Annotated in this window: 23 protein-coding genes; 10 read left to right on the plus strand and 13 right to left on the minus strand. The window is 71.3% G+C overall.

Going from position 1 to position 26511, the window contains the following annotated elements; genetic code table 11:
* Window positions 1–60 precede the first annotated feature (60 nt).
* Complete coding sequence (locus tag ABZ406_RS15190) at window positions 61–924, plus strand: TylF/MycF/NovP-related O-methyltransferase (RefSeq protein ID WP_357760973.1); 864 nt, start codon at window positions 61–63, stop codon at window positions 922–924.
* A gap of 149 nt (window positions 925–1073) precedes the next feature.
* Here ABZ406_RS15190 and ABZ406_RS15195 read toward each other — a convergent pair whose 3' ends face one another.
* Window positions 1074–1271: a hypothetical protein gene (locus ABZ406_RS15195; RefSeq protein ID WP_357760976.1), complete on the minus strand. Its 198-nt coding sequence runs from the start codon at window positions 1269–1271 to the stop codon at window positions 1074–1076.
* 89 nt (window positions 1272–1360) lie between these two features.
* Window positions 1361–1621, minus strand: coding sequence for a hypothetical protein (locus ABZ406_RS15200; protein ID WP_357760979.1), 261 nt, complete (start codon window positions 1619–1621; stop codon window positions 1361–1363).
* Window positions 1622–1793: 172 nt separating this feature from the next.
* On the opposite strand from ABZ406_RS15200, the gene ABZ406_RS15205 reads away from it, so the two are divergent.
* Window positions 1794–2003: a hypothetical protein gene (locus ABZ406_RS15205; protein WP_357760981.1), complete on the plus strand. Its 210-nt coding sequence runs from the start codon at window positions 1794–1796 to the stop codon at window positions 2001–2003.
* Between the two features lie 135 nt (window positions 2004–2138).
* Here ABZ406_RS15205 and ABZ406_RS15210 read toward each other — a convergent pair whose 3' ends face one another.
* Window positions 2139–3191 (minus strand): LCP family protein, encoded by a 1053-nt coding sequence (locus ABZ406_RS15210; protein ID WP_357760984.1) that lies wholly within the window; start codon window positions 3189–3191, stop codon window positions 2139–2141.
* A 190-nt stretch (window positions 3192–3381) separates the two neighbouring features.
* On the opposite strand from ABZ406_RS15210, the gene ABZ406_RS15215 reads away from it, so the two are divergent.
* The 6 genes from ABZ406_RS15215 to ABZ406_RS15240 all read left to right on the plus strand — a co-directional run bounded on the left by ABZ406_RS15215 (window position 3382) and on the right by ABZ406_RS15240 (window position 9309).
* Window positions 3382–3531 carry a peptidase gene (locus ABZ406_RS15215; RefSeq protein WP_088989215.1) on the plus strand — a complete coding sequence of 50 codons (150 nt, stop codon included), beginning with the start codon at window positions 3382–3384 and terminating at the stop codon, window positions 3529–3531.
* Window positions 3528–4070 carry a hypothetical protein gene (locus tag ABZ406_RS15220; protein WP_357760987.1) on the plus strand — a complete coding sequence of 181 codons (543 nt, stop codon included), beginning with the start codon at window positions 3528–3530 and terminating at the stop codon, window positions 4068–4070. Before ABZ406_RS15215 ends, ABZ406_RS15220 begins: the two co-directional genes overlap by 4 nt.
* On the plus strand, window positions 4060–5667 hold the full coding sequence (locus ABZ406_RS15225) for a glycosyltransferase family 2 protein (RefSeq protein ID WP_357760989.1): 1608 nt from the start codon (window positions 4060–4062) through the stop codon (window positions 5665–5667). The genes ABZ406_RS15220 and ABZ406_RS15225 overlap by 11 nt, the downstream gene beginning before the upstream one ends.
* Before the next feature lie 6 nt (window positions 5668–5673).
* Entirely contained in the window at window positions 5674–6537 is an 864-nt protein-coding gene (locus tag ABZ406_RS15230; RefSeq protein WP_357760991.1) for a choice-of-anchor P family protein, read from the plus strand.
* A gap of 7 nt (window positions 6538–6544) precedes the next feature.
* Entirely contained in the window at window positions 6545–7705 is a 1161-nt protein-coding gene (gene wecB, locus ABZ406_RS15235; RefSeq protein WP_357760994.1) for a UDP-N-acetylglucosamine 2-epimerase (non-hydrolyzing), read from the plus strand.
* Window positions 7706–7833: 128 nt separating this feature from the next.
* Complete coding sequence (locus ABZ406_RS15240) at window positions 7834–9309, plus strand: acyltransferase (RefSeq protein ID WP_357760997.1); 1476 nt, start codon at window positions 7834–7836, stop codon at window positions 9307–9309.
* Window positions 9310–9372: 63 nt separating this feature from the next.
* On the opposite strand, the gene ABZ406_RS15245 is transcribed toward ABZ406_RS15240, so the two are convergent.
* The 4 genes from ABZ406_RS15245 to ABZ406_RS15260 form a co-directional block, all read right to left on the minus strand.
* Window positions 9373–10602 (minus strand): putative sulfate exporter family transporter, encoded by a 1230-nt coding sequence (locus ABZ406_RS15245; RefSeq protein ID WP_357761000.1) that lies wholly within the window; start codon window positions 10600–10602, stop codon window positions 9373–9375.
* Window positions 10602–10748 (minus strand): hypothetical protein, encoded by a 147-nt coding sequence (locus ABZ406_RS15250; RefSeq protein ID WP_357761003.1) that lies wholly within the window; start codon window positions 10746–10748, stop codon window positions 10602–10604. Before ABZ406_RS15250 ends, ABZ406_RS15245 begins: the two co-directional genes overlap by 1 nt.
* A gap of 359 nt (window positions 10749–11107) precedes the next feature.
* Window positions 11108–12982 carry an adenylyl cyclase gene (locus ABZ406_RS15255; RefSeq protein WP_357761005.1) on the minus strand — a complete coding sequence of 625 codons (1875 nt, stop codon included), beginning with the start codon at window positions 12980–12982 and terminating at the stop codon, window positions 11108–11110.
* A 322-nt stretch (window positions 12983–13304) separates the two neighbouring features.
* Entirely contained in the window at window positions 13305–13577 is a 273-nt protein-coding gene (locus tag ABZ406_RS15260; RefSeq protein WP_357761008.1) for a GlsB/YeaQ/YmgE family stress response membrane protein, read from the minus strand.
* A gap of 236 nt (window positions 13578–13813) precedes the next feature.
* On the opposite strand from ABZ406_RS15260, the gene ABZ406_RS15265 reads away from it, so the two are divergent.
* Window positions 13814–16855, plus strand: a complete 3042-nt coding sequence (locus tag ABZ406_RS15265; RefSeq protein ID WP_357761011.1) for a BTAD domain-containing putative transcriptional regulator — start codon at window positions 13814–13816, stop codon at window positions 16853–16855.
* Between the two features lie 7 nt (window positions 16856–16862).
* On the opposite strand, the gene ABZ406_RS15270 is transcribed toward ABZ406_RS15265, so the two are convergent.
* The 5 genes from ABZ406_RS15270 to ABZ406_RS15290 form a co-directional block, all read right to left on the minus strand.
* Window positions 16863–17417, minus strand: coding sequence for a dihydrofolate reductase family protein (locus ABZ406_RS15270; protein WP_357761014.1), 555 nt, complete (start codon window positions 17415–17417; stop codon window positions 16863–16865).
* A 73-nt stretch (window positions 17418–17490) separates the two neighbouring features.
* On the minus strand, window positions 17491–18054 hold the full coding sequence (locus ABZ406_RS15275) for a hypothetical protein (protein WP_357761017.1): 564 nt from the start codon (window positions 18052–18054) through the stop codon (window positions 17491–17493).
* 17 nt (window positions 18055–18071) lie between these two features.
* Window positions 18072–19919, minus strand: a complete 1848-nt coding sequence (locus tag ABZ406_RS15280; protein WP_357761020.1) for a prolyl oligopeptidase family serine peptidase — start codon at window positions 19917–19919, stop codon at window positions 18072–18074.
* Entirely contained in the window at window positions 19920–21698 is a 1779-nt protein-coding gene (locus tag ABZ406_RS15285; RefSeq protein ID WP_357761023.1) for an N-acetylglutaminylglutamine amidotransferase, read from the minus strand. It lies immediately after the preceding gene.
* An 89-nt stretch (window positions 21699–21787) separates the two neighbouring features.
* Window positions 21788–24457, minus strand: a complete 2670-nt coding sequence (locus tag ABZ406_RS15290) for a carboxylate--amine ligase/circularly permuted type 2 ATP-grasp protein (protein WP_357761026.1) — start codon at window positions 24455–24457, stop codon at window positions 21788–21790.
* Window positions 24458–24626: 169 nt separating this feature from the next.
* On the opposite strand from ABZ406_RS15290, the gene ABZ406_RS15295 reads away from it, so the two are divergent.
* Window positions 24627–25604, plus strand: a complete 978-nt coding sequence (locus ABZ406_RS15295) for an aldo/keto reductase (protein ID WP_357761028.1) — start codon at window positions 24627–24629, stop codon at window positions 25602–25604.
* Here ABZ406_RS15295 and ABZ406_RS15300 read toward each other — a convergent pair.
* On the minus strand, window positions 25601–26362 hold the full coding sequence (locus ABZ406_RS15300; protein ID WP_357761031.1) for a DUF2071 domain-containing protein: 762 nt from the start codon (window positions 26360–26362) through the stop codon (window positions 25601–25603). The genes ABZ406_RS15295 and ABZ406_RS15300 overlap by 4 nt on opposite strands.
* Window positions 26363–26511: the final 149 nt, after the last annotated feature.

A 26511-nucleotide genomic window follows, 5' to 3' on the forward strand; every position in this document is an offset into this window, starting at 1 on the left:
TCCGCGACAGGCGGCCCGCCCAGCTGGCTACACACGACACACTGACAAGGAGACAGACCGATGAGTGAGATGTTGCTACCGACCCAGACGTCCGAGCCGACGCTGGACGACCCCCGCGCCCTGTACTGCGACCTGCTCAAGAAGGCGCTGACCAGGTACGTCTTCCGCGAGACGTGGATGCCCTACCAGCCGCGCCAGGGGTCCCTGCACGGCCGGATCCTCCAGCGCGGCCGGCACCTGCTGCAACGCAAGGGCCTGGAGCTGGTGCTCCAGTTCCCCTTCGACGAGGAGGCGCGAGCCAATGGCCGGGACTGGCCGCCGGAGGCCGAGACCATGATCGGGCTACGCCGGTTGGACAACCTGGAACGATGCGTCAAGGACGTGTTGGAGCGGGGCGTGCCCGGTGACCTGATCGAGACCGGCGTGTGGCGGGGCGGGGCGGTCATCTTCATGCGCGGGATGCTGCGCGCCTACGGCGACCGGGACCGGACGGTGTGGGTCGCTGACTCGTTCCGTGGCCTGCCGAAGCCGGCAGCCCACCGGGTCGAGGATGTCGAGGACGCGCTCTGGCAGGTGCCCTTCCTCGCGGTGTCGTTGGAGCAGGTGAAGGCGAACTTCGACCGGTACGGGCTGCTCGACGACCAGGTCCGGTTCCTCAAGGGCTGGTTCTCCGACACCCTGCCGACGGCGCCGGTGGAGCAGATCTCGGTGATGCGTCTCGACGGGGACCTCTACGACTCGACGATGGTGGCGCTGCGCTCGCTCTACCCGAAGCTGTCCGTCGGGGGCTACGTGATCATTGATGACTACCACGCGGTACGCGGCTGCAAGCAGGCAGTCGACGACTTCCGCGCCGAGCACGGCATCGTGGACGAGCTGCACCAGGTGGACTGGACCTGCCGCTACTGGCGCCGGTCGCGCTAGACCTTCTTGACAGGGCCGGCGGATGGGGGGTTTCCGGGCCTCCCACCCGCCGTTTCCGTGCCCGCCCGGTAGCGTGAGCATGCACCGAACCGCACTGGATGATCGACTGGCGGCACGCTGTGACGACGCCATAGCCGGCAGCACGACGCTCAATACCAGGGGAAGTGACCCGGATTCCGGGACCGGCTGGCGGCCAGAGCCTGCTTCACCCACCCGAGGAACCGCCCGTAGTGCTCGACCGGATCAGGCGGGGCCCAGTACAGCGCGCCCAGGTCGCGGCTGGCCTCGGTCAGACAGTCGGCCATGTCGACACCGAGTAGCTTCGGCTCGTCGGCGTAGTCCGCCACCAGTTCGGCCTTCGCCCTGTCACACGGCCAAGGGCGGACGCACGAGGCGCAGAACCAGAAGGGTCGGATCGGGCTGTGCCGCTGGCCACTCACCGCTGAACCCCCCGGTAGCGGACCGACGACCACCGATTCAGCCGGCGCAGCGGTGAGTGCTCGCCGTTCAAGACCACGTTGACCGAGCCGAACACCACCCCGGGTGCCCGGCTCGCCCGATCCAGGTCACCGGTGATCCGCGCGATGGCGGCCAGACGACTACGTGCGTCGAACAGCTGCCGCCGGGAGAGTCGGAGTGAGGTTTCCAGCTCCCCCACCCGCTCGCGCAGACGCTCCAGTTCAGGGTCAGGCTTCACGTCCCACCTCCGGGGTGTCAGTCGAGGGCGGCACCCCGCCTGCCGTGTCTGACCGGCATTAGGCAGGGGCCTTGAGTCCATCGGACCTCGACTCCTACCCCCCTGTCAACATTGGCGTGCCAACAAAGGCGCGTTCATATTGGCCCGATCGCCTCGGTCTACCTTCGTCGGCATGGGTAAGGGACCGGGAGAGCTTGTCGCCGCAGGCGAGATCTTGGCCATGCTCGGCGTCGGGCGTTCGCGGTTCCGCCAGATCCGGGAGCACCCCGCGTTCCCCGAGCCGTACCAGGTCCTGAGCGTCGGGTCGATCTGGCTGAAGGCGGACGTCGAGAAGTACATCCGGGAGCACCGGCGCCCGCGCCCGGCCGACGAGGACGAGTAGCTCAGGACGACGGGCACATCAGGACGTCCGAGAACTACTCGACGTGATGATCGTCCCGCACAAGCTCGACGTGACCTGCTCGCCGCCGCGTCAACTTCCGATCAGTCAGGGATTCTGCGAAAACGTCGGGGTTGCTCAGTTCGCCGGCGGTGTCTGCGGGTTGGCAGCGAGCCACTGCGCCACCCGGTCCTCGCGCAGGGCGCTGAAGAGCGCCGGGGATCGGACCTCGTCCAGTCGCACGGCGGATCCGGCCGGGGTCTGCAGATTCGCGTCGGTGAACGGCACGGTGACGAACTGGACCGTCTCCGGCTTCACCTTGCGCAGCGCGAGCGCGAGATCGGACAGGTTCAGGTCGCGGTCGACGATGAGTGATTCGGCTGCCGTGGTGAGGACCCGGTCGAGCCGCGTCGGGCTGGTGAGCAGGCTCGTCGCGGTGACCCGCTCGGCCAGGGCGCGTACCACGAGCTGCTGGTCGTAGATGCGGCCGAAGTCGCCGCCGGGCACGCCGTGCCGCTGCCGCATCAGGTCGTCGGCCGCCTTGCCGTCCAGGTCGTGGCAGCCGACGGGCCAGGTGACGCCGGTGTCCGACGACTTGACGGTGTACGGCAGGCAGACGTTGATGCCCTCCACCGCGTCCACCAGTTTGCGGACGGCGGCGAAGTTGGCCACCAGGACGCCGTCGAGTGGCAGCCCGGTGAGCTTGGCGACCGTCTCGGCGGCCAGCGCGGCCCCACCGAAGGCGAACGCGGCATTGATCTTGTTGGGGCCGCCGGCCCAGGTCTCCCCCGCCGCGGGTACGTCGACGTAACTGTCCCGGGGGATCGAGACGACGGTGGCCGCCTCCCGGTCGGCGTCGACGTGCACCAGCATGATGGTGTCCGACCGCTGACCCGGGTAGAGGGCCTGGTCCGGCTCGCCGTCGCGGGAGTCCGATCCGAGCAACAGGAGGTTGAGCGGGCCCGACTCCCACCGGCGGTCGTCGTGGGGCCCGGTGCCCTGGCCGAGGATGTCCTCGCGCTGCACCCGGCTCTCGTAGCGGTGCTTAAGCCCGAAGCCGACGGTCACGAGGCCGGCGCAGAGCACGCCGACCATGAGGAGCAGGGCGAGGCCCGCCTTCTTCCAGCCGGCCATCGCGCGCCACCTCGACGGCGTCGGCGTGACCGTGCGGCCGGGGATACCGGTCACCATCTTGACCACCTCTGTACGGACTCTCGAAGACGCTGAAACCTGTTGCGGGGCAAGGGATGCAGCCGTTCACATCGCTCGCCTGCCACACTCGTGAAGCATTTAATCACTCTTTAGGGTCTCTATGCCGCTTTATCCTGTTTGCCCGATTCGCCGGTGCCATTCTGGCCTTCGAGTGAGCGAGGGAGTTGGCATGTACGGAGTACCCACCAAGGGGCCACACATCGGCGGAGGCCTTGCCGCCACCGGGGTAGCCGTCCAGTCCTGGTTGCTGGTCGGCGTCGGGCTGGTCGTGCTGGGTCTGGCACTGTGGCTCGTCGCCATGCTGGGCCGCGAGCGATGACAGGTTCCCGAGGCGGGTCATGGCTGCGCGCCGGCGCGGGTGGCCTGATCGGAGTCCTCATCGCCGTTGCCACCCTCTGGCGGTGGCACGACATCGCCAGCGCGGAGGCGTGGCTGAACGCCCATCTCGTCAACGCCGTCGGGTTGGCGGACACCAGATCCATCGGCGCGGCAGTGATCTTCCCGCTGGACGAGCGGTGGGTCGGCTTCATGGTTTCCAGCGGCTGCTCGGTCGCCATGTTGCTGATCCCACCGATCGTGCTCGCGTCGACGTTGATCGGGTTCCGCCGCATCTCACTGGCGCGGGGACTGAACGCCCTGGCGATGGCAGTCGTCCTGCTGGTCACCGTCAACCAGATCCGACTCGGCGCGGTGGTGGTCTCGATGCAGACCTGGGGCTTCAAGCTGGGCTACGAACGCAGCCACGTGCTGATCGGCTCGGTGATCACGACCGCCGGTCTGATCGCCGTCACGATCCTCTTCGTCGTCCTGGTCAGCCGGACCAAGCGGATCTCCGGGACGGTCGCCGGTGTCCACTGAGACGCAGTCACTCGCCCTGCTCAACACCGCGGCGTTCCTGCTGTGCGTCAGCTTCTGCGCGTACGTGCTGAGCATCCTGGTGTTCCACCTGAAGAGCGGGCGTAGTCGGGGCGGCAGCCCGGACGGCCTCGACTGGCACATCATCGTGCCGTGCCGCAACGAGGCGTCGGTCATCGGCGACACGGTGCGGCGGCTGCTCTGCGACTTTCCGCAGGCGACCGTCTGGTGCGTCGACGACGCGTCGGACGACGGCACCCTCGCCGAGCTGGCGGCCTTCACCGACCAGCCGCGGGTGCACGTGGTCCAGCGTCAACTGCCGGACGCGCGACAGGGCAAGGGCGCCGCGCTCAACGCCGCCTGGCGACGCATCGAACAGTCCCTACCGGCGAACGCGGACCGTACCCGGGTGATCGTCGGTGTCCTGGACGCCGACAGCCGACTCGACCCCCAGGGACCGGTCGCCCTGTCCGGCCGTCAGTACTTCGGCTCGGCAGAGGTCGGCGCGGTCCAGGTGGAGGTGCGGATGCTGCAGTGCGCACCGCGCCGGTACGCCCAACCGACCGCTGTCAGTGGCTGGGGACGGCTGCTGATCCGGCTACAGGACATGGAGTTCCGCGCCCCGATCGCCGCCATGCAGTCGCTGCGTCGGCGCACCGGCAGCGTGGCGATGGGCGGCAACGGTCAGTTCACGCGGCTGTCCCTGCTCAACGAGATCGCCGACCAGCACGGCACACCGTGGCACGGCGCACTCCTGGAGGACTTCGAGCTGGGCCTGCACATCCTGCTGGCCGGAGGACGCACCGAGTACTGCCCGGAGAGTTGGGTGGCGCAGGAGGCGTTGACCCGGATCCGCCCGCTGGTGCGGCAGCGCACCCGCTGGGCCCAGGGGTCGATGCAGTGTGGCCGCTACCTCGGCAAGGTGCTGCGCTCGCCGCGGATCCGCAACTCGGCCACCCTGGAGATCGCGCACTTCCTCGCCGCACCGTGGACCCAACTGCTCGGCACACCGATCTACCTCGCCTGCCTGGTGGTGATGTCCTGGTACATCGACAACACCATGGGTGGCCTGCGCGGCTGGTGGAGCAGTGGCGGCTGGGGCGTACCCCCGCTGGTGCTCGTCTTCGGCATCGGACCGTTCGCCCTGTGGGGCATCGTCTACCGGATCCGTTGTGAGCCGCAGCTGTCGATCCCCAAGGCCCTGCTGCTCGGCGTCTGCCACTGGCTGTACAGCTACGCCCAGTCGCTGGCGGTCTGGCTGGCCTTCGCCCGCATGGTGACGGCCCGCACCGACTGGCAGAAGACCGCCCGCGCCGCCGATCCGCAGCCCGAACCGGCCGCGGCTCGGGCTGTCGGACGCGTCGTCGTCGGACAGGCTGCCGGGGGCAGCGTGACCGTGGGCGACAAGGCCGCCGTGGGCGGCCAAGCCGCCGTGGGCCGGGCCGCCGTACCGGCCCAGCCGCGCCGCCTGCAGCCGGGGCGCCGGTCGGGCCGTACCGACGGGCCGCGGTCGATCCGACCGCCCCGACACCTCAGTCACCTCACACACCTCACCACCCCCACCACAGACCGCCCCACAATCGCCCACACCAGAAAGTAGACATCTATGCCTCGAGTTAGATCCGGTCTCGCCCGCACCGCCGCGGTGCTGGCCGGTGGTCTCGCCATGGTCGTCCTGGCAGCCTCTCCGGCGATGGCCGACACCTCCCAGTCCTCCGCCTCGGCGCTCCAGATCAGCCTGCTCGGTGGTGGCCTCGCCAGCTCCGGCACGGCGTCGGCCACAAACGACGGCACCACCGAGTCGATCTCCGGCAACCAGAATCCCCCACTGGCAGTGCTCGGCGCGCAGACCGTCATCACCGCCGGCGTGCTGGGCCAGAGCGTCCGGGCGTTCAACGACGGCACGTCGGCGGCCTGCGCCGGTGTGCTCGGCACCGGCGGCTCGATCACCATCGGTGCTGGCGGGTCCTGCCTCGTCACACCGGGTGCCGGCGTGACCCTCACCCTCGGGACCAGCGGCCTCGCGACGATCTCACTCGTCGCGGACGCCATCTACTCGTCGTGCACGGCCACCAGCAGCCCGTCGGCGACGGGCACCGCGAGTCTGGTCAACGCTCGGATCGTCTCGACGGTCCTCGGCATCGAGACGACACTGCTCAGCCTGCCGGTCAACCCGGCGCCGAACACCGGGCTGAGCATCCCGGGGCTGATCAACCTGACGCTCAACGGTCAGAGCAGCTCCGGCGTGGGTCAGCTCACCGTCACGGCGCTGAACCTGACGGCGCTCGGTGGTGCGTTGGCCGGGGTGACCATCGGCACGTCCAGCTGCGGCGCCAACGCCGTCGCACCCCCCATTCCGGTGATCCCGCTGGCCGGGGCACCGCTCGCGCTCGGTATCGGCGCGCTCGTGGCCGGCACCACCGGCGGGTTCTCGCTCTACCGGCGTCGCCGCGCGGCTGCCAGGAGCTGACCCCGACATGTGTGCGAGCAGGTCGACACCGCGAGAGGTCCTGATTCTCGCCGGCACCAGGCCGGAGGGAGTGAAGACCGCGCCTCTGATCCGCCGTCTCCTCGATGATCCGAGGTTCACGGTACGGGTGGCGGATACCGGTCAACAGCCGGGACGCGTCGCCGAGGCACTCGCCCCGTTCGGTCTCCACCCGGAGGTGAGCATGCGCCCGCAACGGCGTACCGGCTCGCTTGCCGAACTGGCGGCGGCGCTGATCACGGGAGTCGACGACCTGCTCACACACCACCGTCCAGCGGCGGTCGTGGTGCAAGGGGACACCACGACCGCCCTGGCCGGCGGGACTGCCGCGTTCTGGCGGCACGTCCCGGTCGTCCACCTGGAGGCCGGACTTCGGACCAACGACCTGGACCGGCCGTTTCCGGAGGAAGCCAACCGGGCCATGCTCGCCCGGATCGCCGCGCTGCACCTGGCGCCGACCAAGGCGGCCAGGGCGAACCTCATCGGTGAGGGCATTCGCTCCGACGCGATAGTGGTGACCGGCAACACCGTCGTGGACGCCCTCAACGACCTCGTCGAGCGCGGCATGGCCCAGGCACCGGACTGGGTCGACCCGGCCCGCAAGCTGGTGGTGGCCACTGTGCACCGACGCGAGAACTGGGGTCACGGAGTGGCCGCCACTGTGGACGGGCTGCGGCGCCTGGCGCGGCAGCGCCCGGACGCCCAGATCGTGATGGTCACCCACCCGAACCCACAGCTCAGCGCGGAGGTCACCACTGGCCTCGCGGGCGTCACCAACGCCCGGGTCACCCCACCGCTGCCCTATCCGCAGATGGTCGGGCTGCTGCGGGCAGCCGACCTGGTCGTCACCGACTCGGGTGGGCTCCAGGAGGAGGCCGCCACCCTGGGGGTGCCGTTGTTGGTCACCAGGGACACCACGGAACGTCCGGAAGCCCTCACGCCCGGCCGCGGCGAACTGGTGGGCACCGATCCTGAACGGCTGCTCTCGGCCGGGCTTCGCCACCTCGCCAGCGGACGGGAAACCGTGGTCTGCTCGCCGTTCGGCGATGGGCGGGCGAGTGACCGCTCGGTCGTCGCCCTGGCAGGGCTCCTGAACGTACCGGCCCGTCGGGTCGCGCAGAGGCGTCGCACTGCGGCTTCCGTTGGCTGACAACGGCTGATTTGGACAATCACCCTAATTTCCGGACAAAAGCCCTCTATCCACTGATAATTGACGCATCGATCGGTGGCGCTTTCCGCCGCCGGCCCGAACAGTTCAGTGATCAGAGGAGTCGTCAGGTGCAGGCGAAGTTGAACGGGCAGCGATCCGCGACGCTGCAGGGCAGGTACTCCGCCCAGCACAACGCCTTCGGCGTACTTCGCCTGGCGATGGCGTGCGGCGTGATCATCGCGCACGCCGGCCCGCTCGGCTTCGCCCAGTCGAACGTCGGGGCGGCCAGCTTCGGCCGACAGAGCGACCTCGGCACCATGTGCCTCTACGGATTCTTCCTGATCTCCGGATTCCTGATCACCGACAGCGCACTGCGCTCCACGCTGCGCCAGTACGTCCGCGCCCGCGCACTGCGGGTGTTCCCCGGGCTCTGGGCCTGCCTGCTGGTCACCGCGTTCGTCTTCGCGCCGCTGGCGGCGCTCTACGAGAACGGCAGCCTCGACGGCTTCTGGACGCACCCGGACGGGCCCTTCGACTACGTCACGACGAACTTCCTCGCCTCGATGGAGCAGTTCCCCATCTCCGGGCTGCTCGCGGAAACCCCGTACGGCTCGATCGTCGGCGGGCCGAGCGCGTTCGACGGTTCACTGTGGACTCTCCGGTACGACCTGGCGTTCTACGGGATCGTCGGCATCCTCGTGGTGACCTCGGTGCTGCACCGGGCCCCCCGTGCGGTGCTGGTCCTGACCGCTACCTGTTACGCCCTGGTCCTGCGGGACTTCTTCACCGCACCGACCTGGAGCTCCCGCCCGCCGCAACACGGCGCGATCGGGCCGTTCCCGCTGCTCGGCGCGTTCGCCGCCGACTGGACGCTGATGCTCGGCTTCCTGTTCCTGCTCGGTGCCGCCGCCCGCCTGTACGCACACCGGATTCCGGTCACCAGAAACCTGGCCGTGCTGGCCGGGGTCGCGCTTGTCGGCTCACTGTGGCTGGGCGGGTTCTTCGCGGTGGGCCTGCCGGCGTTCGCCTACCTGGTGCTCTTCGCGGCCGTCGCGCTGCCGAAGCGGCTGTCCAGTATCAGCCGACGGCACGACTACACCTACGGCATCTACATCTACGGCTTCCCGGTGCAGCAGATGATCGCCCTCCTCGGTGGCACCCGATTCGGGATGCTCGGCTACATCGTGCTGAGCCTGCTCGGCGCCCTCCTGTTCGCCGTCCTCTCCTGGCACCTGGTGGAACGGCCCGCCCTCGGGTTCAAGACCGGCAGCGGGCGGGCACGTCACCGGCGCGCTGGCCGCGCCACCAGCCCACGCCCCGCGCTGATCCCCAGCCCGGTGACAGTGGCGGGAGCCGAGGCCCGCACCGGCAGCGGACGGCACAAGGCCGGTGCCCGGCACAGTCGGTCGACGAGCAGCGCCCCGGCCACGGCGTCCACACCGCGCCGCCTCAAGCGGCCCACCGAGACGGCGGCGACCTTCCTGAAGGTGCCAGCCCGGACCAAGCAGGACCTTCCGTTCGACCCGGCGAAGACGCCAACCTCGCACACCCGATCGGGTCGGTCCCACCGCGCGCCGACCATCTCGACGACACCACCCCGCTGACGGTGGTGGGGCCGGAGCCGGACGGCTCCGGCCCCACCACTCAGCAACGGCGGGCCGGCCGACTCAGGCCGAGAAGTTGCGGAACAACAGGGACGCCAGGCCGAGCGCCAACGCCAGGTTGAACACGGTGGCGCTGGCGAACACCGCCACCGGTCGCCAACCCGCCTCCCGCAGCGACGCGACCCGGACCTCCAGACCGATGCTGACGAAGGCCAGGATCAGAAACCACACGCGCAGGTCGTTGACGATGGCGATGGTGGCCTTGCCGTCCGTACCGGCCGCGTCGAGGTACCAGGTGGCGATGACCGAGGCCGCTATGAAGCCGAGGACGAACTTCGGGAACCGCGTCCACAGCTCGCTCAGGCCCGGTCGGGCCGCGCCGGGCCGTCGTTCCACCCGCAGCGTGAAGTACGCGGTGAGCGCGACCGCCACCACGCCCATCAGCGCGTTCTGGGTGACCTTGACGATGCTGGCGATCTGGAGCGCCTCCTCACCGGCGAGCGCCCCCGCCGCGGTGACCGCGGCGGTGGTGTCGATGTTGCCGCCGATCCAGGCGCCGGCCACCGCGTCGGACAGCCCGAACACGTCGGCCAACCAGGGCAGGATGAAGATGGACGGCAGCGCGAAGAGGATGACCAGACTCGCCGTGTAGGCCAACTGCTCGCGGCGTGCCCGCACCGCCCCGGCGGCAGCGATCGCCGCGCTGACCCCGCAGATCGACACCGCCGAGGCGAGCAACGCCCGCAGCTTGTCGTCGAGGCCGAACCTGCCGGCCAACCACCAGGTGAACAGGAAGACCCCACTGATCAGCAGGATCGCCTGGGCGATCGCCGGTCCGGCGGCGCTGGCGATGACGGCCAGGTTGATCGACGCCCCGAGCAGCACCAGGCCGGTCTTGATGAAGAACTCGGTCCGGAAGGCGGCGGCGATCCGGTCCCGCCACCCGAGCGCTGTGATGGCGACGTTGCCGAGCAGGCCGAGCAGGATCGCGTAGACCGGGTACTCGACGGCCGCCCCGACGTCCTCGACGGCGGTGCCCTCGGCCCAGGCCGGGACGTTCTGCTCCAGGTAGCGGGTGAGCGCGGCGAGACCGACGACGATCAGCAGGCCGAGCGCCGTCCAGGCCCAGAACGTCCCGTCCCGCGCCACGATTGTCGGCTCGGCGGGATCCACTGTGGTCGGCGAACTGCCCGGCTCGACCGCGTCGTCGGCGACCACGGGGTCGACAGGGGTTCCCTCCTCGGTGCGGGTGGCGTCGGGCCCGGTGCCCGTGCGGGTGGCGTCGGCGGTCATCAGGGCACCAGCCCGGCCGGGATGGCACCGAGCAGGACCAGGGCGAGCAGGCCCAGGCCGAGGATGGTCGCCGCCCAGTCCTCGTTGAGCGCGAGCCGGGACTCGCCGGCGGTCTCCGGGGCGGGTGATGACGGATCAGCGGTCATGACGTACCTCCATGGTGGTGAACCGGTCCGGCACGGCCGGATCGGTTCAGAAGCGCGGTGACGAGCGTGCGAAGCCGTGCCGGGGTCACGAACCGGCGGTACGGCGGTAGGAAGGTGCGGTGCTGCGGTGCTCAGTCGGTGCCGGGTGCGCCCGGACAGAGCTCACTGGAGGTCCGCATCAGGTCGACGACCCGACGCGAGGTAAGAAGCGGACCAACAGGCATTCACCTGTTTTCCTACCGGCTCGATAGGAATTCAAGACCGCCGACGCGGATTCTCGTTCTGCGGTACCGCAGCCGGCACGGACGACGGGGCCGGAGCCGTCGCCGGCTCCGGCCCCGTCGGTACGCCCGAACCCGCTACGGGGTCGGGTACTCGTTGAGGTAGATCGGAACGCCGACCTTGGTCATGTCGGCGGCGTCTCCGACACCGTTGACCACGTGGTCGATGGTGCCGGCGCTGAGGTTGACGGTCATGATGTGGTGCAGCCGCACCCCCGGCCGGTTCGGCACCTCGAACCCGTTCTCGGTGTGGATCGACGGGTTGTTCTGGTTGAAGACGTACACCCCGCCGCCGTACAGGGTGTGGTGACGCACCCGGTCACCGACCTTGTACCCGGCCCAGCCCTCGACCGCGCCGTTCATCCAGTCGGCCTGCGTCGGCGGGTCGTACGGCAGCTCGTTCTGGTAGAGGATCGTGGTGCCGTGCTCACCGTTCCAGACCGTGTTGTAACGCTGGAAGTGCTCGACGAACAGGCCGGTCGCTGTCACGTGGTCGCCGTTGATGACGGCGCCGTAGCGACCGGTGTTGGTACGCCAGCGGTCGGTGTCACCGTTGACGCCCTCGGTGAAACCTTCGACGCCGTGGTCGCCGCGCCACACCCAGGTGTGGTCGATGAGCACGTTGTCGCTGTTGACCTCCAGGGCGGTGTTGGTCCGTCCAATGTGCGGGCCGCCGACCCGGAAGTACACGTCGGAGAGCGTCGTCGGGTTGTGCGGGCTGCTGGCGTTGCGGCCGTGCTCACGCCCGACCCGCAGCAGCACCGGTGACTCGACGAGGCCGGCGTCGATCGTGACACCGGCGACGATGACCCCCGGAACACCTGCCACATCCAGCGGGATCGCACCGTTCACAGCGGTGAGTGTCGCGTGCCCGATCCCGAGCACGACGGTGTCCGGGCGCCGAACCTCGATGCTGCGCGCGATGTCGTAGGTGCCGGGGGTGAGCAGCAGGTGCTTGCCCCGCGCCAACTGGCTGTTGATGAGGCGCACCGGGTCGGACGGCTTCGCGATGAAGAAGTCGTCAATGCCGAGGGTCCGCCCCGGCGTGATGCCGTCGGCCCAGGAGACGCCTCGGCTGTCGCGCTGCGCGGCGGGCACCCGCACCTGGTAGCGGCCCTTGCCGTCGACGAACAGGTAGGGCTTCTCCCGGCTGACCGGGGTGGTCTCCAGCGTGGTGTACGGCGGGTCGGGGAAGGTGGCGTCGTCCGGCGCGCCCTCGACTCCCGAGAACACCTGGTTCCACACCGCGTTGGACCAGCTGCCGACCTCGCTGTTGCGGGTCAGCCACTGTTGCTGCGACCCGTTCGTCGTGGCCGGCAGCCGTGAGTCGGCGATGAACCCGCCGCTGGCGTACTGCGGCCCGGCGGTGCAGTAGTCCATCAGCGACAGACCCCCGCCGCCGATGTTCAGTCGGCGCATCGACACCGCCTGGGACACCGCCCAGAAGTTCGCCGACGACCGGCAGCCGTCCTGACCGGCCGCGTTGATGGTGAGCGACAGGTTGGACAGGGTGCGCCAGAAGTTGACAAGCGCGAGGCAGTTGCCGGTGCCGCCGTCGGCCAGGCAGCGGTTGTAGACCTCCAGCTTGCCGTTGACAGTGACGTCGGTGGGCGACGCGCCCAGGCCGGAAACCTCGGTGTAGTAACCGACCTTGGCCTGCAACGGCTGCTCGGCCGTGCCGTACGTGCCCGGCTTGAACAGGTAGGCGTGCCGCTCGGTGCCCATCTCGTTGTCGACCTGCCGGGCGTGCGCCGCGTCGAGGGTCTGCTGGATCGTGCCGACCGGCATGGACGGGTCGAAGATCGTCACGTTCGGGCCGAAGTCGGGGGTGCCCTGCGTGGGGCGGCCGGCGCTTGCCGCCGTGCTGGTCATCGTGACGGCGGTGGTCACGACAAGGGCGAGCAGGAGGGTACGACCGGATCTCCGGCGTACGCGTCGGGACGGGACTGTCATGCGGTTCGTCCTCTCCGCTGGCCGGCGACGTACTCCCGGCACAGCTGGGGGCGGTGAGAGCGCTCTCTGAGCCCTGCGGTCGAACCTGGGGTCGCACCGAAGGGTTGACATGTTTCTACCCCCTGAGCCGGCTGCGCGCCATGACCACGGACGGGCGAACTTCACGCCGGACGGGCAGGAATGAGCGGTGACACGGCGGGGCGCACCCAGTCGTCGTCGGCCATCGTCGGCCGGCTGAGCGGCCCACCCGGATGCGGACGCAGCGCCGGCCCACCCTCCTGTGGAGGGCGGGCCGGCGCGGTGGCGCGAAAGGCGCGGGAGGTCAGCGCACCCGGCGGCGGCCGTGGGCACCGGCGACGATCGCCACACCGATTGCGGCGAAGGCGACCTGCAGGATCAGCTCGATCCAGTCGATCCCGCTGGTCTCGTCGACGCCGAGGAGGCCGGCGACGAGCGTGCCGAGGATCGCCGCGACCACACCGATGAGCAGTGTCAGCCAGATCGGGATGTTCTGCTTGCCGGGTACGACCAGCCGGCCCAGCGCACCGATGATCAGGCCGATGATGATGGCGGCGAAGAAGCCGGAAATTTCCACGGGAGCCGTCCTTGAAGAGTGGGATGTCGTCGACACTCGATTGCCCCAAGCAACTAACCGCAAAACATCCAGGCAGCTCTCCCCGACTGCACGCCCACGCGATCGTGCACTTTGTGTTGCCGTCACGCGGCTTTCGCCACGTATGTCGCCACCGAAAGTGCAAGATCGCGTGGGGGTGAGGGCGGGACGGGGTCCTGCTGTTGCGGTCTGCTTTGGGTCTTCTCACCGGCGCTAGGATGACCGCCGTGCAGTTCGGGGTGCTCGGGCCGCTCGCCGTGACCACGGACTCCGGCGAGCCGGTGGTGGTGCCCGGCACGAAGGTACGGGCGTTGCTGGCCGACCTCCTGGTCAACCGCAACCAGGTGGTCTCGGCGGACCGCCTCATCGACGACCTGTGGGGTGACGACGCCCCCGCCAACCCGGCCGGCGCCCTCCAGGTCCGGGTGTCGCAGCTCCGCAAGGCGCTGAACGACGCCGAACCCGGCGCCCGCGAGCTGGTCGAATCCCGGCCACCCGGCTATCTGCTGCGGGTCGACGCGGTCGACGTCGGCCGCTTCGACGAGCTGGCCCGCTGCGCCGACGTCGAGCGACTGACCGACGCCCTCGCGTTGTGGCGGGGCGAGGCGTACGCCGACGTCGCCGACGCCGAGTTCGTTCGCGCCGAGGCGGCTCGCCTCGCCGAGCAGCGCCTCGTCGTCCACGAGCGGCTGGCCGAGGCTCGGCTGACCCGGGGTGAGCATGACCTGGTGGCCGCGGACCTGGCCGAGCTGGTCCGAAAGCATCCCCTGCGCGAGGGCCTGCGGGCAGTGCAGCTGCGCGCGTTGTACGCGGCCGGCCGGCAGTCCGAGGCGTTGGAGAGCTACGCCGACCTGCGGGCCCGGCTCGCCGACGAGCTGGGCCTCGACCCCGGCCCGGAGCTGGTCGCGCTGCACCGCCGGATCCTGGAACAGGACGTCGGCCTGAGCGCCGCGCCGAAGGCGGCGATCATCCGGAACACCCTGCCGGCCCCACTCGACGAGCTGGTCGGGCGCGACGAGGCGCTTGCCGAGCTGGGCGCGCTGCTGCACCGGCAACGGCTGATCACTCTCGTCGGGCCGGGCGGCGTCGGCAAGACCCGGCTGGCCATCGAGGCGGCCCGCGCGGCGTCCCGTCCGGACGGGGTGCAGCTCATCGAGCTGACTCCACTCGCGGCTGGTGACGCACGGGTCGCCGACCATCTGCTCGGCGCGCTGGGCACCCACGAGACCGCCGGTGCGACGGTGTCCCCCGTCGAGCGGCTGGTCACCGCCCTGCGGCACCGGCAGTTGCTGCTGGTGTTGGACAACTGCGAACACGTCATCGAACCGGTCGCCGAGCTGGTCGCCCGGCTGCTGCGGGACGTGCCCGGGGTGAGCGTGCTGGCCACCAGCAGGGAGCCGCTCGGGCTGACCGGTGAACTGCTCTGGGAGGTACCCCCGCTGCCGGTGCCGGACGACACCGACCTGGACGCGGTCCGGCGCTCGGCGGCGGCAGTGTTGTTCGTGGCCCGCGCCGCCGCACAGCAGCGCGGTTTCCGCCTCGACGCGGACACCGCCGCCGCGGTGGCCCAGCTGTGCCGTCGCCTCGATGGCCTGCCGCTGGCGTTGGAACTGGCCGCGACCCGGGTCCGTGCCCTGGGCGTACGCGGGGTGGTGGACCGGCTCGACGACAGGTTCCGGCTGCTCACCACCGCGCAGCGGGACGTGCCACCACGGCAGCGGACGCTGACCGCGGTGATCGGCTGGAGCTGGGACCTCCTCGACGAGACCGAACGGCTGGTGCTCGCCCAACTGGCGGTGTTCCCGGACGGCTGCACCCCGGAGGCCGCCGAACAGGTCTGCCGGACCGACCTGGACAGCCTCGCCCGGCTGGTGGACCGCTCGCTTGTGGTGCTCGACGACTCCGGCGCGGCCCCGCGCTACCGGCTCCTCGAGTCGGTGGCCGCGTTCTGCCTGGCACGGCTCACCGACGCCGACCGGGTACGCGGGCGGCACGCCGCCTACTACACAACACTGGCCGAGCGCGCCGACCCCGGGCTGCGCGGGGCCGAGCAGCAACGCTGGCTGGTGCTGCTCGACGCCGAGCTGGCGAACCTGCGCTCGGCGCTGACGCACGGTGGCGGGCTGCGCCTGGCGATCGCGCTGAGCTGGTACTGGTTCCTGCGTGGCCGGCTCACCGAGGCACGGCGAGCCCTGGCGGTGCCGGGCGACCCGGAGCAGGAGGCCCGGGCGGCTCCCTGGCGGGTGGGCTTCGCCCTGTCGCAGGGCGAGGTGATCGCGCCGGACGACGTGCGCGCCGCGGTGGCCGTCGACCCGAACGGCCACGCCGCGTGGTTCGCGGCCGACGCGCTGATCGAACACGGCGACCTGGCCCTGGTGGCGGAGCTGCTGCCCACCGCCGCCGCCGACACGTGGACCGAGGCCGCGGTGCTCACCTCGCTGGCCCACATCGCCCACGCCAACGGTGACCAGCCCACCCTGGAGCGCACCGCGACCCGCAGCTCCGCGCTCTTCGCCGACCTCGGCGACCGGTGGGGTCGGCTCCGCGCGACCGAGTGGGTGGGCGGGCTGGCCGACATGCGCGGCGAGCACGAGCGCGCCGCCGCGCTGCACCGCGAAGGGCTGCGCTGGGCCGAGGAGTTGGCGCTGTGGCCGCAGGTCTGCGCCGAGCTGTCCTGGCTGGCCTGGCTCGCCGTGCAGACCCGCGACTACGCCCAGGGTCGGGAACTTGCCGAACGCGCGTACGGACTGGCGGTGGAGCAGGGCTCGCCCAGCGCGCTGATCTTCGCGGAGATGAGCCTCGGGCTGGCCGCCCGCCGCGACGGCAAGCTCGACCTGGCCGTCACCCACCTCAGCCGCCTCGCCGACCTGGGTCGGTGTGACAGCCAATCCGCGCTCTACCTGCCCATGGTGCTTGTCGAGCTGGGCTACGCCGTCGAGCAGGGCGGCGACCCGGACGCCGCGTTGGCCCTGCACGTCGAGGCGTTCGAGGCGGCCGAGGCGATGGCGACGATGCGCGACACGGTGGGTCCTCTGGAGGGGATGGCGGCGGCCGTGCGCTCCCCCGAGGTCGCCGCCCGGCTGCTGGGCGCCGCAGCCGCCGCCCGCCTCGCCACGCACTCCCCCGCCGCCCCGGCGGAACGCGACGACACCGACCGGACAACCAACCGTCTGCAGGCCGAACTCGGGCCGGAACGCTTCGACGCGCTGTTCGCCGAGGGCGCGCGGCTGAGCCCGAGCGAGGCTCGGGCCCAGCTCTGACCGGTGCTCAGGGGGTCACCTTCGGGGCGTACGAGGCGACGATCACGCCACTCTTGTGCACCCGCGTGTCGACGAGGTCGAACGACGCCTTGAAGTCGGTGAGCGGCCCCGTCAGGCTGGTGGCGCCCTCCAACACGGGGTGGATCCAGAACCGGACCTCGTCCACCAGGCCCGCCCGGATCAGCTGCGCGGTGACCGAGCCGAAGCCGTACTGGATGATGTTCCTGCCCTCCTGGGCCTTGAGCGCGGTGACCGCCTCGACCAGATCGCCCTGGAGCACCTCGGTGTTGTTCCAGGTGGGGTCGGTCAGGGTGGTCGAGGCGACGTACTTCCTGACGTTGTTGAAGTACGCGGCGCCCGTGGTCGGGTCGCTCTCGTCCCGGGTCGGCCAGGCGGCGGACATGCCGTCGTAGGTGGCCCGGCCCATCAGCATCGCGTCGGCTTCCTCGGTCTGCGCCCCGGCGAGGCTGGCGGCCTCCTCGTCGAAGTAGGGCATGGTCCACATCGGGTTGTCGATGACGCCGTCGAGGGTGATGTAGGTCGAGTTGACGAGCTTGCGCATCGGGATCTCCTGGGTGTCGGTAGTGCCCTGCGGTGACACCCAGAACTCTGCCGACCCCCGCTTACGATTCGCTTCAGGTGCTCTTACCAGTGCCGGCCGGGCCCGGCGCCGGGCCGGTCAGCGGGATCGGCAGCGCCTGCGGGGTCACCGTGCCGCCGCCGGTCGAGTGGGCCGGGGCGGGGCGGTCACCGCCTCGGCTGTGCAGGCGCCCGCGCCCGGCCGGACCGGCCCGTCGGGACACCTCGACGGTCACCATCCGCACCGGTGGTGGCGGCACGGTGAAGCGCCCGACACCCCACCGCACCCAGATCGGGATCCGGCCCGCGTCCGCCTCGGCGCGCAGCTTCTGCACCGTACGGGCCCGGTCGGTGTGGTCGACCTCGACGACGACCGGCGGACCGTCCGGACGGGCACACGCCACGTCGAGCACCGAAAACCGCTGCTCCAGCGGCGGCGGCAACGGCATCACGCTCGGTGCGCGCCGGTAGACCCGCCAGCCCTGGGCCTCGGCCCACCGCACCACCGAGTCGATCACCAGCGCGGTGACCTCGTCGGTGTCCAGGTCGACGAAGGTCACCTCGGCCAGCCAGCGACCCAGGTCCGCGGCCAACCGCTCGCCCTGCGCCGCGACCTCCACCGGCGCAGGATAACGCCTCAGCCGACGACGGTCGCGGTCACGGCGAGGTGCCTTGTCAACCAGGCGGTGGTGGCCGTACGGGCCGCCTCGGCGTTCGAGCGTGCCAGGAAGTCGTGCCCCTCCCCGGTGAGCACCAGGTGCCCGTGCGGCACGCCCCGGGCGGCGAGGGCCTCGGCTACCTGCGTCGACTCGCCAGCCGGCACGTTGGTGTCGTTGGCGCCGTGGATCAGCAGCACTGGAACGTCCAGCTGGTCGATGTGGGTCATCGGAGAGAGGTCGCGCAGCAGGTCGGCGTCCCGCTGCGGGTCGCCGTACTTGCTGACGGCGGCGGCGGCGATCCACGGCTCGGTGCCGGCGAAGAAGGTCCGGAAGTCGGAGATGCCGCATTCGGCGACCCCGGCGGCGAAGAGCCCGGGGAAGTTCACCAGCACCGCGAGGACCAGGTAACCGCCGTAGGAGCGGCCCAGGCAGCCGAGTTGACCGGGCCGGGCGACGCCGGCGTCGACGAGGAAGTCGGCGCAGGCCGCCACGTCGGCGATCGCACCGTACCGGCCCGCCAGGTTGTCGGCGGCGACGAACGAGCGGCCGAACCCGGACGACCCCCGGACGTTGGGCGCGAAGACCGCGATGCCCTGCGCCACGAGGGCCTGGAACAGCGGGTTGTAGTCGGGACGCTCCTGCGCCTCCGGGCCACCGTGCAGGCTGATGGCGGTCGGCCAGGGACCGGGCCCGGCCGGGCGGTAGAGCCAGCCGGACAGCGGCAGCCCGTCACGGGCACGCAGGTCGAGAAGCTGCGGCGCGACACCCGCGTCGTCGGTACGCGGCACACCGGTGTCCGGCCGCAGCGGGCGCGGCGCCCCGGTCGACGGGTCGACGAGCCACACCTCGCGGGGCTGCACCGGCCCCTGCGCGGTCACGCAGAGCAGGCCACCGTCGGCGGCGAAGACGGCGTCGCCGAGCACCTCGCCGGGGGCGGTGACGGCCCGCTGCACACCGCTCGCGAAGTCGAGCAGGCTCAGCTCGCTGCGCCCGCCGTAGGTGTTCCACAGCAACGCGCCGCGCTGCCCGTCCGCGCTCGGCGTGACGTGTTCCAGCTCGGCGTCCGGTCGCCCGGCGAGCCGGATCGGTGGCTGCTCCGGTCGGGTCAGGTCGACCCGCACCAGCGCGGCGAGTTCGGAGTACGCGTCGGTGCGGGCCAGCACGCTCGTGCCGTCCGGGCTGAACCACCCCTGGTCGGTGCTGCCCCGCCCGGTGTCCGGGATCAGCCGCCGCCGCTCCCCGGTGGGCACGTCGAGCAGTTCGAGCCAACGGGCGTTGCGCGGGCCGCGACGCAGCAGCGCCAGATCGGCGTCCGGGGTCACGTCCAGGAGGGTGAGCAGGTCGCCCTGGGCGAGGACCCGCCGGTCCCCGCTGGCCACGTCGACCAGAAGGGCCTGCCCGTGCTCGTCGGTCTCGGTGACCGCCATCAGCGCGCCACCGGGCAACCAGCCGGCCAGCGAGGCGCTACGGCGGCCGAACCCGGCGACCTGGCGGCGTCGCGTACCGTCCGGGCGCAGCACCCACAGCTCGGTGCGGGGTGCGCCACCCGGGGCGACGACACAGGCCAGCCACTGGCCGTCCGGGGACCAGCTCAGCGCGAGGACCGGCTCCTCGCCCACCGGCAGCGCAACGGGCGCACAGCCGTCGACGTCACCGACCCAGACGCCCGGCGTACCGGCCCGGTCGGAGAGGAACGCCACCCGGCGACCGTCGGGGGACGGCGCCGGGGCGAAGTCCTCGCTGGCGGGCATCGGCGTGGACATCGGCCGGTGGATCGCGGGTCGGGTCCGCCGGCTGGTGCGCGGCGCCTCAATCCGTACGCTCATCTAAACCCCGATCCGCTGCAACCAGAGCTCCAGCAGCCCGAGCTGCCAGAGCGCGTTGGAGCCCAGCGTGGTCCGCTGGGCGTTCGGTGCTTCCAGCAACTCCTCCACGTAGTCCTTGCGGAACAGGCCCCGCTCACGCGCCGGTCGGGCGGTGAGCGCGTCCCGCACGTCGTCGAGCAGCGGGCCGGAGAGGTGCCGGATCGCGGGCACCGGGAAGTACCCCTTCGGCCGGTCGATCACCTCGTCCGGGACGATGCCCCGGCTCGCCGCCTTCAGCACGCCCTTCCCGCCCTGCGCCAGTTTCATGCCCGGTGGGCAGGCGGCGGCCAACTCGACCACCTCGTGGTCGAGGAACGGCACCCTGGCCTCCAACCCCCAGGCCATCGTCATGTTGTCGACCCGCTTGACCGGGTCGTCGACGAGCATCACCAGGCTGTCCAGGCGCAGCGCCGCGTCCAGCGCGGTGTCCGCGCCGGGTGCGCCGAAGTGCGCGGCGACGAACTCCAGGCTGGCGTCGTGGTCGAGCATCCACTCGGGCGCCAGGTGCCCGCCGAGCGCGTCGTGGCGACGATCGAAGAACACCCTGGCGTACGCCTCGACGGCGTCCGCGCGGGCCACGTTCGCCATCGGCGGGTACCAGTCGTAGCCGGCGAGGATCTCGTCGGCGCCCTGCCCGGACTGCACCACTGTGATCCGCTGCGAGACCTCCTCGGAGAGCAGGTGGAACGCGACGCAGTCGTGGCTGACCATCGGCTCGCTCATCGCCTCGATGGCCCGGTGCACGGCGGGGACGAACCGCTGCGCGCCGATGCGGATCTGCTGGTGGTCGGTGCCGAAGTGGCGGGCCATCAGGTCGGAGTAGTGGAACTCGTCGCCGCTCTCCCCCGCCGCCGCCTCGAAGCCGATGCTGAACGTGGCCAGCCCGGTCTGGCCCTGCTCGGCCAGCAGGGCGACGATCAGGCTGGAGTCGAGACCGCCGGACAGCAGCACACCGACCGGCACGTCGGCGACCATCCGCCGTCGTACCGCGGTCCGCAACGCCGCCATCAGCCGTTCCTGCCACTCCTCGGCGGACATGGCGGGGGCGGCGGCCCGGTTGAACTCCGGCCGCCAGTAGGTCGTGTCGGTGCTCCGGCCGTCCGCGGTGATCACCCGTACGGTGGCCGGCGGCAGCTTGCGGACCCCGGCGAGGATCGTGCGCGGCGGCGGCACCACCGAGTGAAAACTCATGTAGTGGTGCAGCGCCACCGGGTCGAGGTCGGTGTTGACGTCACCGGCGGCGAGCAACGCCGGCAGGGTCGAGGCGAACCGCACCCGACCCGGCCCCTCGGCCAGGTAGAGCGGCTTGATGCCGAGCCGGTCCCGGGCCAGCACCAGGGTATGCGTGGCCAACTCGACAAGGGCGAACGCGAACATCCCGTAGAACCGCTCGACGCAGGCCGAACCCCACCTGTGGTACGCCTTGAGGATCACCTCGGTGTCCGAGGTGGACCGGAACGAGTAACCGGCGGCGGTCAGCTCGTCGCGCAGCTCCCGGTAGTTGTAGATGCAGCCGTTGAACACCATGGCCAGGCCCAGCTCGCTGTCGACCATCGGCTGGGCACCCGCGTCGGACAGGTCGATGATGCGCAGCCGGCGGTGCACCATCGCCACCGGCCCCTGCTGCCACCGGCCCTCGCCGTCCGGGCCCCGGGAGGCCAGGGCGGGGAGCATCCGCTCGACGGCGGACATGTCCGGTGGCGCCCCGTCGAGGCGGAACTCGCCTCCGATACCGCACATGGCACGCACCTCTCATCGGCTGGGGCCGCTGACCGGTCCAGGCTTGGCGGACCGGGTTGCGTCCCGATGACGTCTGGGTCAAGCGTGGGTTACACCAATGGTTCGTCGGCTCCACCGAGCAGCCAGGTGTCCTTCGACCCACCGCCCCGCGACGAGTTGACGATCATGCTGCCGGCCGGGGCCACCCGGGTCAGCGCCACCGGAGCGACCTCCGCGGTGTCACCGAGGAACACGAAGGCCCGCAGGTCGACGTGGCGGGGAGACAGCGCCGTGCCGTCGAAGACCGGGTGGGTGGTCAGCGCGATCATCTCCTGGGCGATCCACCGGTGCGGGGCGGCGAGGATCTGCTCCCGGACGGCGTCCAGCTCCTCCGCCTCGGCCCGAGGGCCGATCACCACCCGGTCACCGCCGTACCCGTCGACCGGCTTGAGCACCAACTCGTCGAGCCGACCCAACACCTCGGCCCGCTGCTCGGGCAGCCCACACAGGTACGTCGGCACGTCCCCCAGCAACGCCTTCTCGCCCAGGTAGTACTCGATCAACCGGGGCACGTACGCGTACAGCGCCTTGTCGTCGCCGACACCGTTGCCCAGCGCGTTGGCGAGCGTGAGTCGCCCGGCGTGCACCGCGGCGAGCAGCGGCCACCCCAGCGGCACCCCGTCCGCGCCCGGCGCGTGCAGCAGCGCCTCCTCGTCCATCCGCAGGTAGATCACGTCGACCTCGCGGCGGCAACCCTCCCGGACCAGCCGGACCCGGCCCTCCTCCACCAGCAGGTCACTGGTCTCGGTCAGTGGCACCCCCATCTCGTCGGCGAGCAGCCGATGCTCGAACCACGCCGGGTCACCGGGGCCGCTGCTGAGCACCACCACTGCGGGGTCGTCGGCCGCGGCGGGGGCGGCGGCGACCAACGCCCGGTACAGCATCGCCGGCGTCTCGTCGGCGGGCAGCAGATCCTCCGGCACCGGCAGCTCCGGTAGCACCGCCTGGGTCAGCCGACGGTTCTGCACCGCGTAACCGATCCCGGAGGGCACCCGCAGGTTGTCCTCCAACACGTACCAGCCGCCGTCCGGGTCCCGGACGAGGTCCGTGCCGGACACCTGGGCGCGGGTGCCCCGACGGCCCATCAGCGCCCCGGTCGGGCGCAGCCCGGGTGAGGACTCCACCACCCACGCCGGCACCACGCCGTCGGCCACCACCGCCCGGTCGGCGTACACGTCGCGTAGGAACGCGTCGAGGGCGCGGGCGCGCTGCACCAGGCCCGTGCGCAGGGTTCGCCAGTCGTCGGCGGGCACCACCCGGGGCACCAGGTCCACCGGGAAGAGCCGGGTGCTCGCCTCGCCGGCCACGCTGAAGGTCACCCCGCGGGCCCGCTGCTCCTCGTCCCGGTCGTGCTCGCGTTGCCGCAGGGCGCCGGCACCGAGTTGACGCAGGGCGGCGAGCATCGGGGCGTACGCCGGCTGCGGTCCGGCCGGCCCGAAGACCTCGTCGCCGGCGTCGGCGTAGGTGGGCAGCTCGGGCGGCGTCGGCGCACCCGGCAGCGGCCCCCGCACCCGGCCCCGGGTCTCGTCGAGCAGCAGGTCGACCACGTCGGCCAACCGGCCCCGCCGCTCGTACGCCCGCCGCTGCCGGGCGGCGGAACTGCCGCGTCCCAGCGCGTACCGGGTCAGCTCGCTCACCTGCTCCCAGTCCCCGGTCGCCTCCAACTGGGGGCGCAGGTCGGTCACCAGGCGACTGACCGCCTGGGCGGCCGGCACCGGTCGGGCCGACCGGGGCAGGTCGAGCAGGTCACCTTCCAACCCGGAGCGGGCCGCCCGCCACACGGCGGCGCGCAGCACCGGTGGCCGTACGGCAGTGCGCTCCACCCCGGCGCGCAGGGCGGCGACCTCCCGCCGGACGAGCGCCCGGAACAGGCCGGTGAGCAGGACGATGGTCTCCACGTCGGCGTTGGCGTCGGTGATCCGCAGTTCCACCGTCGGCACGTGCGCCGACGGCCGGACGTCGAAGTAGATCATGGCGGGATCGGTGATGGTCTCGGAGGCGATCAGCTCGGCGACGAGCGCCTCGTGGTCAGCGGCGCTCGTCACCTCGCCCGGGTCACCCGCCGTGGGCCAGCGCTGCCACACCAGCGATCGGACGCTGGCGTAGCCGCTGTCCTGACCCATCCAGTACGGCGAGCTGGTGGAGAGGGCCAGCAGCACCGGCAGCCACGGCTGGACCCGACGGGTGACCGCCACTGCCAGGTCCCGGTCGGTGACACCGACGTGCACCTGCGCACCGCAGATCAGCTGCTCCCGGGCGAGCATCTGGTACTCGTCGAGCATCCGCCGGTAGCGGGAGGTGGGGGTGACGCTGGGGTCGCCGTCGGCGCGCAGCGGCACCGTACCCGCCGCCACGATGCCCAGCCCGGCCCGGTCGGCGACCTGGACGGCCGCCTGACGCAACCCGGTCAGCTCGGCACGGATCTCGTCCAGGGTGCGGCAGACCGCGGTGTTGGTCTCCACCACGCTACGGTGCAGCTCGGCGGTGAACGAGGCCGCCGGCAACCGGTCCAGCAACTCCCCGGCGCGGGGCACCAACTCCCTGGTGTGCAGGTCGACGACGTGGAACTCCTCCTCCACCCCGAGCGTGGCCAGGTCCGCCGGGTCACCGTCGTCCAGGGACAGAAGCGGGTTCGTACGCTGGGTGGGCAGCATCCGGCCGTTGCCGGACCTGCCCACCGGCTCGTCGTACGTCGGCGCGTTCGTGGTGTTGTCGGCCATGGTCACCCCGGTTCGCGTGTCGGTGGTCTCGACTGTCCGACGAGCGTTCCCACGGTTGGTACCGGGGGTGTTTCCGGCACGTTAAGGTGACGCGCCCGTTCTGTCCGGGCTGGTCAACGGTGCGGGCCCGCCGGGTGCGGCGGGTCGGTGCCGGTCGTAGCGTGGGAGCATGCGAACCACCACGCTGGGCAGCACCGGACCCGAGGTCGGCGTCATCGGCCTCGGCTGCATGGGCATGAGCCACGGCTACGACATCACCGGCCCTCGCGACGACGACACGTCGATCTCCGTCATCCGACAGGCACTGGACCTGGGCGCGACGCTCATCGACACGTCCGACGTGTACGGGCCGTACACCAACGAGGAACTGGTCGGGCGGGCGCTGGCCGGCGGTCACCGGCAACGGGCGGTGCTGGCCACCAAGGTCGGCCTGGTGGCCACCTCCCCCACCGGTGGTCCCGGCAACTCACCGAAGACCGGCAACAACGGCCGCCCGGAGCACATCCGCGCCGCTATCGACGAGAGCCTGCGCCGGCTCGGCACCGACCACGTCGACCTGTACCAGTTGCACCGGGTCGACCCGGAGGTGCCCATCGAGGAGTCCTGGGGTGCGATGGCCGAGGTCGTGGCGGCGGGCAAGGCCCTGCAGATCGGGCTGTCCGAGGTGACGGTGGCCCAGATCGCCCGGGCCCAGGCGGTGCACCCGGTGGCGTCGGTGCAGTCCGAGCTGTCGCTGTGGACCCGCGACCCGTTGGCCGAGGTGCTGCCGTACTGCGCTGAGCAGGGCATCGCCTTCCTGCCGTTCTCCCCGCTGGGCCGAGGGTTCCTCGCCGGCCGGTTCACGTCGTTCGACGACCTGCCCGCAGACGACTTCCGGCGGGGCCTGCCCCGCTTCCAGCAGGACGCGCTGCGCGCCAACCTCGCCATCGTCGCCCGGGTCCGGGAGATCGCCGACCGGGTGGGCTTCAGCCCCGCGCAGGTCGCCCTCGCCTGGGTGGTCGCCCAGGGTGACCAGGTCATCCCGATTCCCGGCACCAAGACCCCGAAGTACCTGGTGGACAACTGCGCTGCCGCTGACGTGCGGCTCGGCACCGAGGAGCTGGCCGACCTGGACGCGTTGCCCGCCCCGGAGGGTGGTCGCTACTAGTTTGCCGGCGGCCCGGCCCCACGTGGCCGGGCCGCCACCGGCGGGCCGAACCTGACTCCCACACCGGGCGAGTAGAGGACGCTGACCGGTGGCCCGACCGGTGCCGGCAGCCCGGCGGCGGCCACCAACTCGTCATCCAGGTGCAGCACCTCGGCCCGGTGCAGCGGCCAGCTCGGATGCCAGTTCGGCAGGTGCACGGTGCGCCCGTACGCCCTGGTGTGCAGCCCCCAGCGGGCAGTGACGAAATGTTCGAGTGGTGTCGGCTCGGCGATCCGCTCCCCCACCCGCACCACCATCCGGCTCGTCGTACCCGCCGGCCCCGGCCAGCGCCGCCGGCAACGGTAGGTGCGACGGTCGCCGTCGCGATCCAACCTCATCGACGACCAGAGGTACGGCAGGCGCAGCGTCACCCGCGCCACCAGCACCGGCAGCAGACGGGATGCGTCGAGCGACCGGAACACCACCGCTCGTCGACCGGCCTCGTCGACCGAGTAGAGCCGGACGTTGGTTTCCCAGAAGGTGCCGAAGTAGGGCACCCCCGGGCCGCGGCCGAAGCCCAGCCCGACCATCCGGAAACCGATCAGACCCACGTAGCTGACCCCGTCCACGGTGTCCGGACGGGTGCCCGCGGGCAGCAACGGCGCGACCACCTCCGGAGCGACGGCCCAGTGCAGGAAGGTGAGATCCTCCCAGCGCTGACGCAGGAGCGCCCAGGGGAACGCCTGCCGGGGCGCGTGGTCGACCGGTTCCGGGTGCACGTGCTCATTTTGGCCCACGTGACGGACCGGGGTGGTCGCGGGCGCGTACGGACCGAAACTGAGGATTCCGTTGCTCAACGGCGCATTCGGCGTAGGAAGGCCGGGCTGGGCTGGGCGCATCGACCCGTCGGTCCGCCGTACGCTTGATG

Origin of the sequence: Micromonospora sp. NPDC005710 (genome assembly GCF_040630995.1) — a bacterium.
GTDB lineage: Bacteria > Actinomycetota > Actinomycetes > Mycobacteriales > Micromonosporaceae > Micromonospora.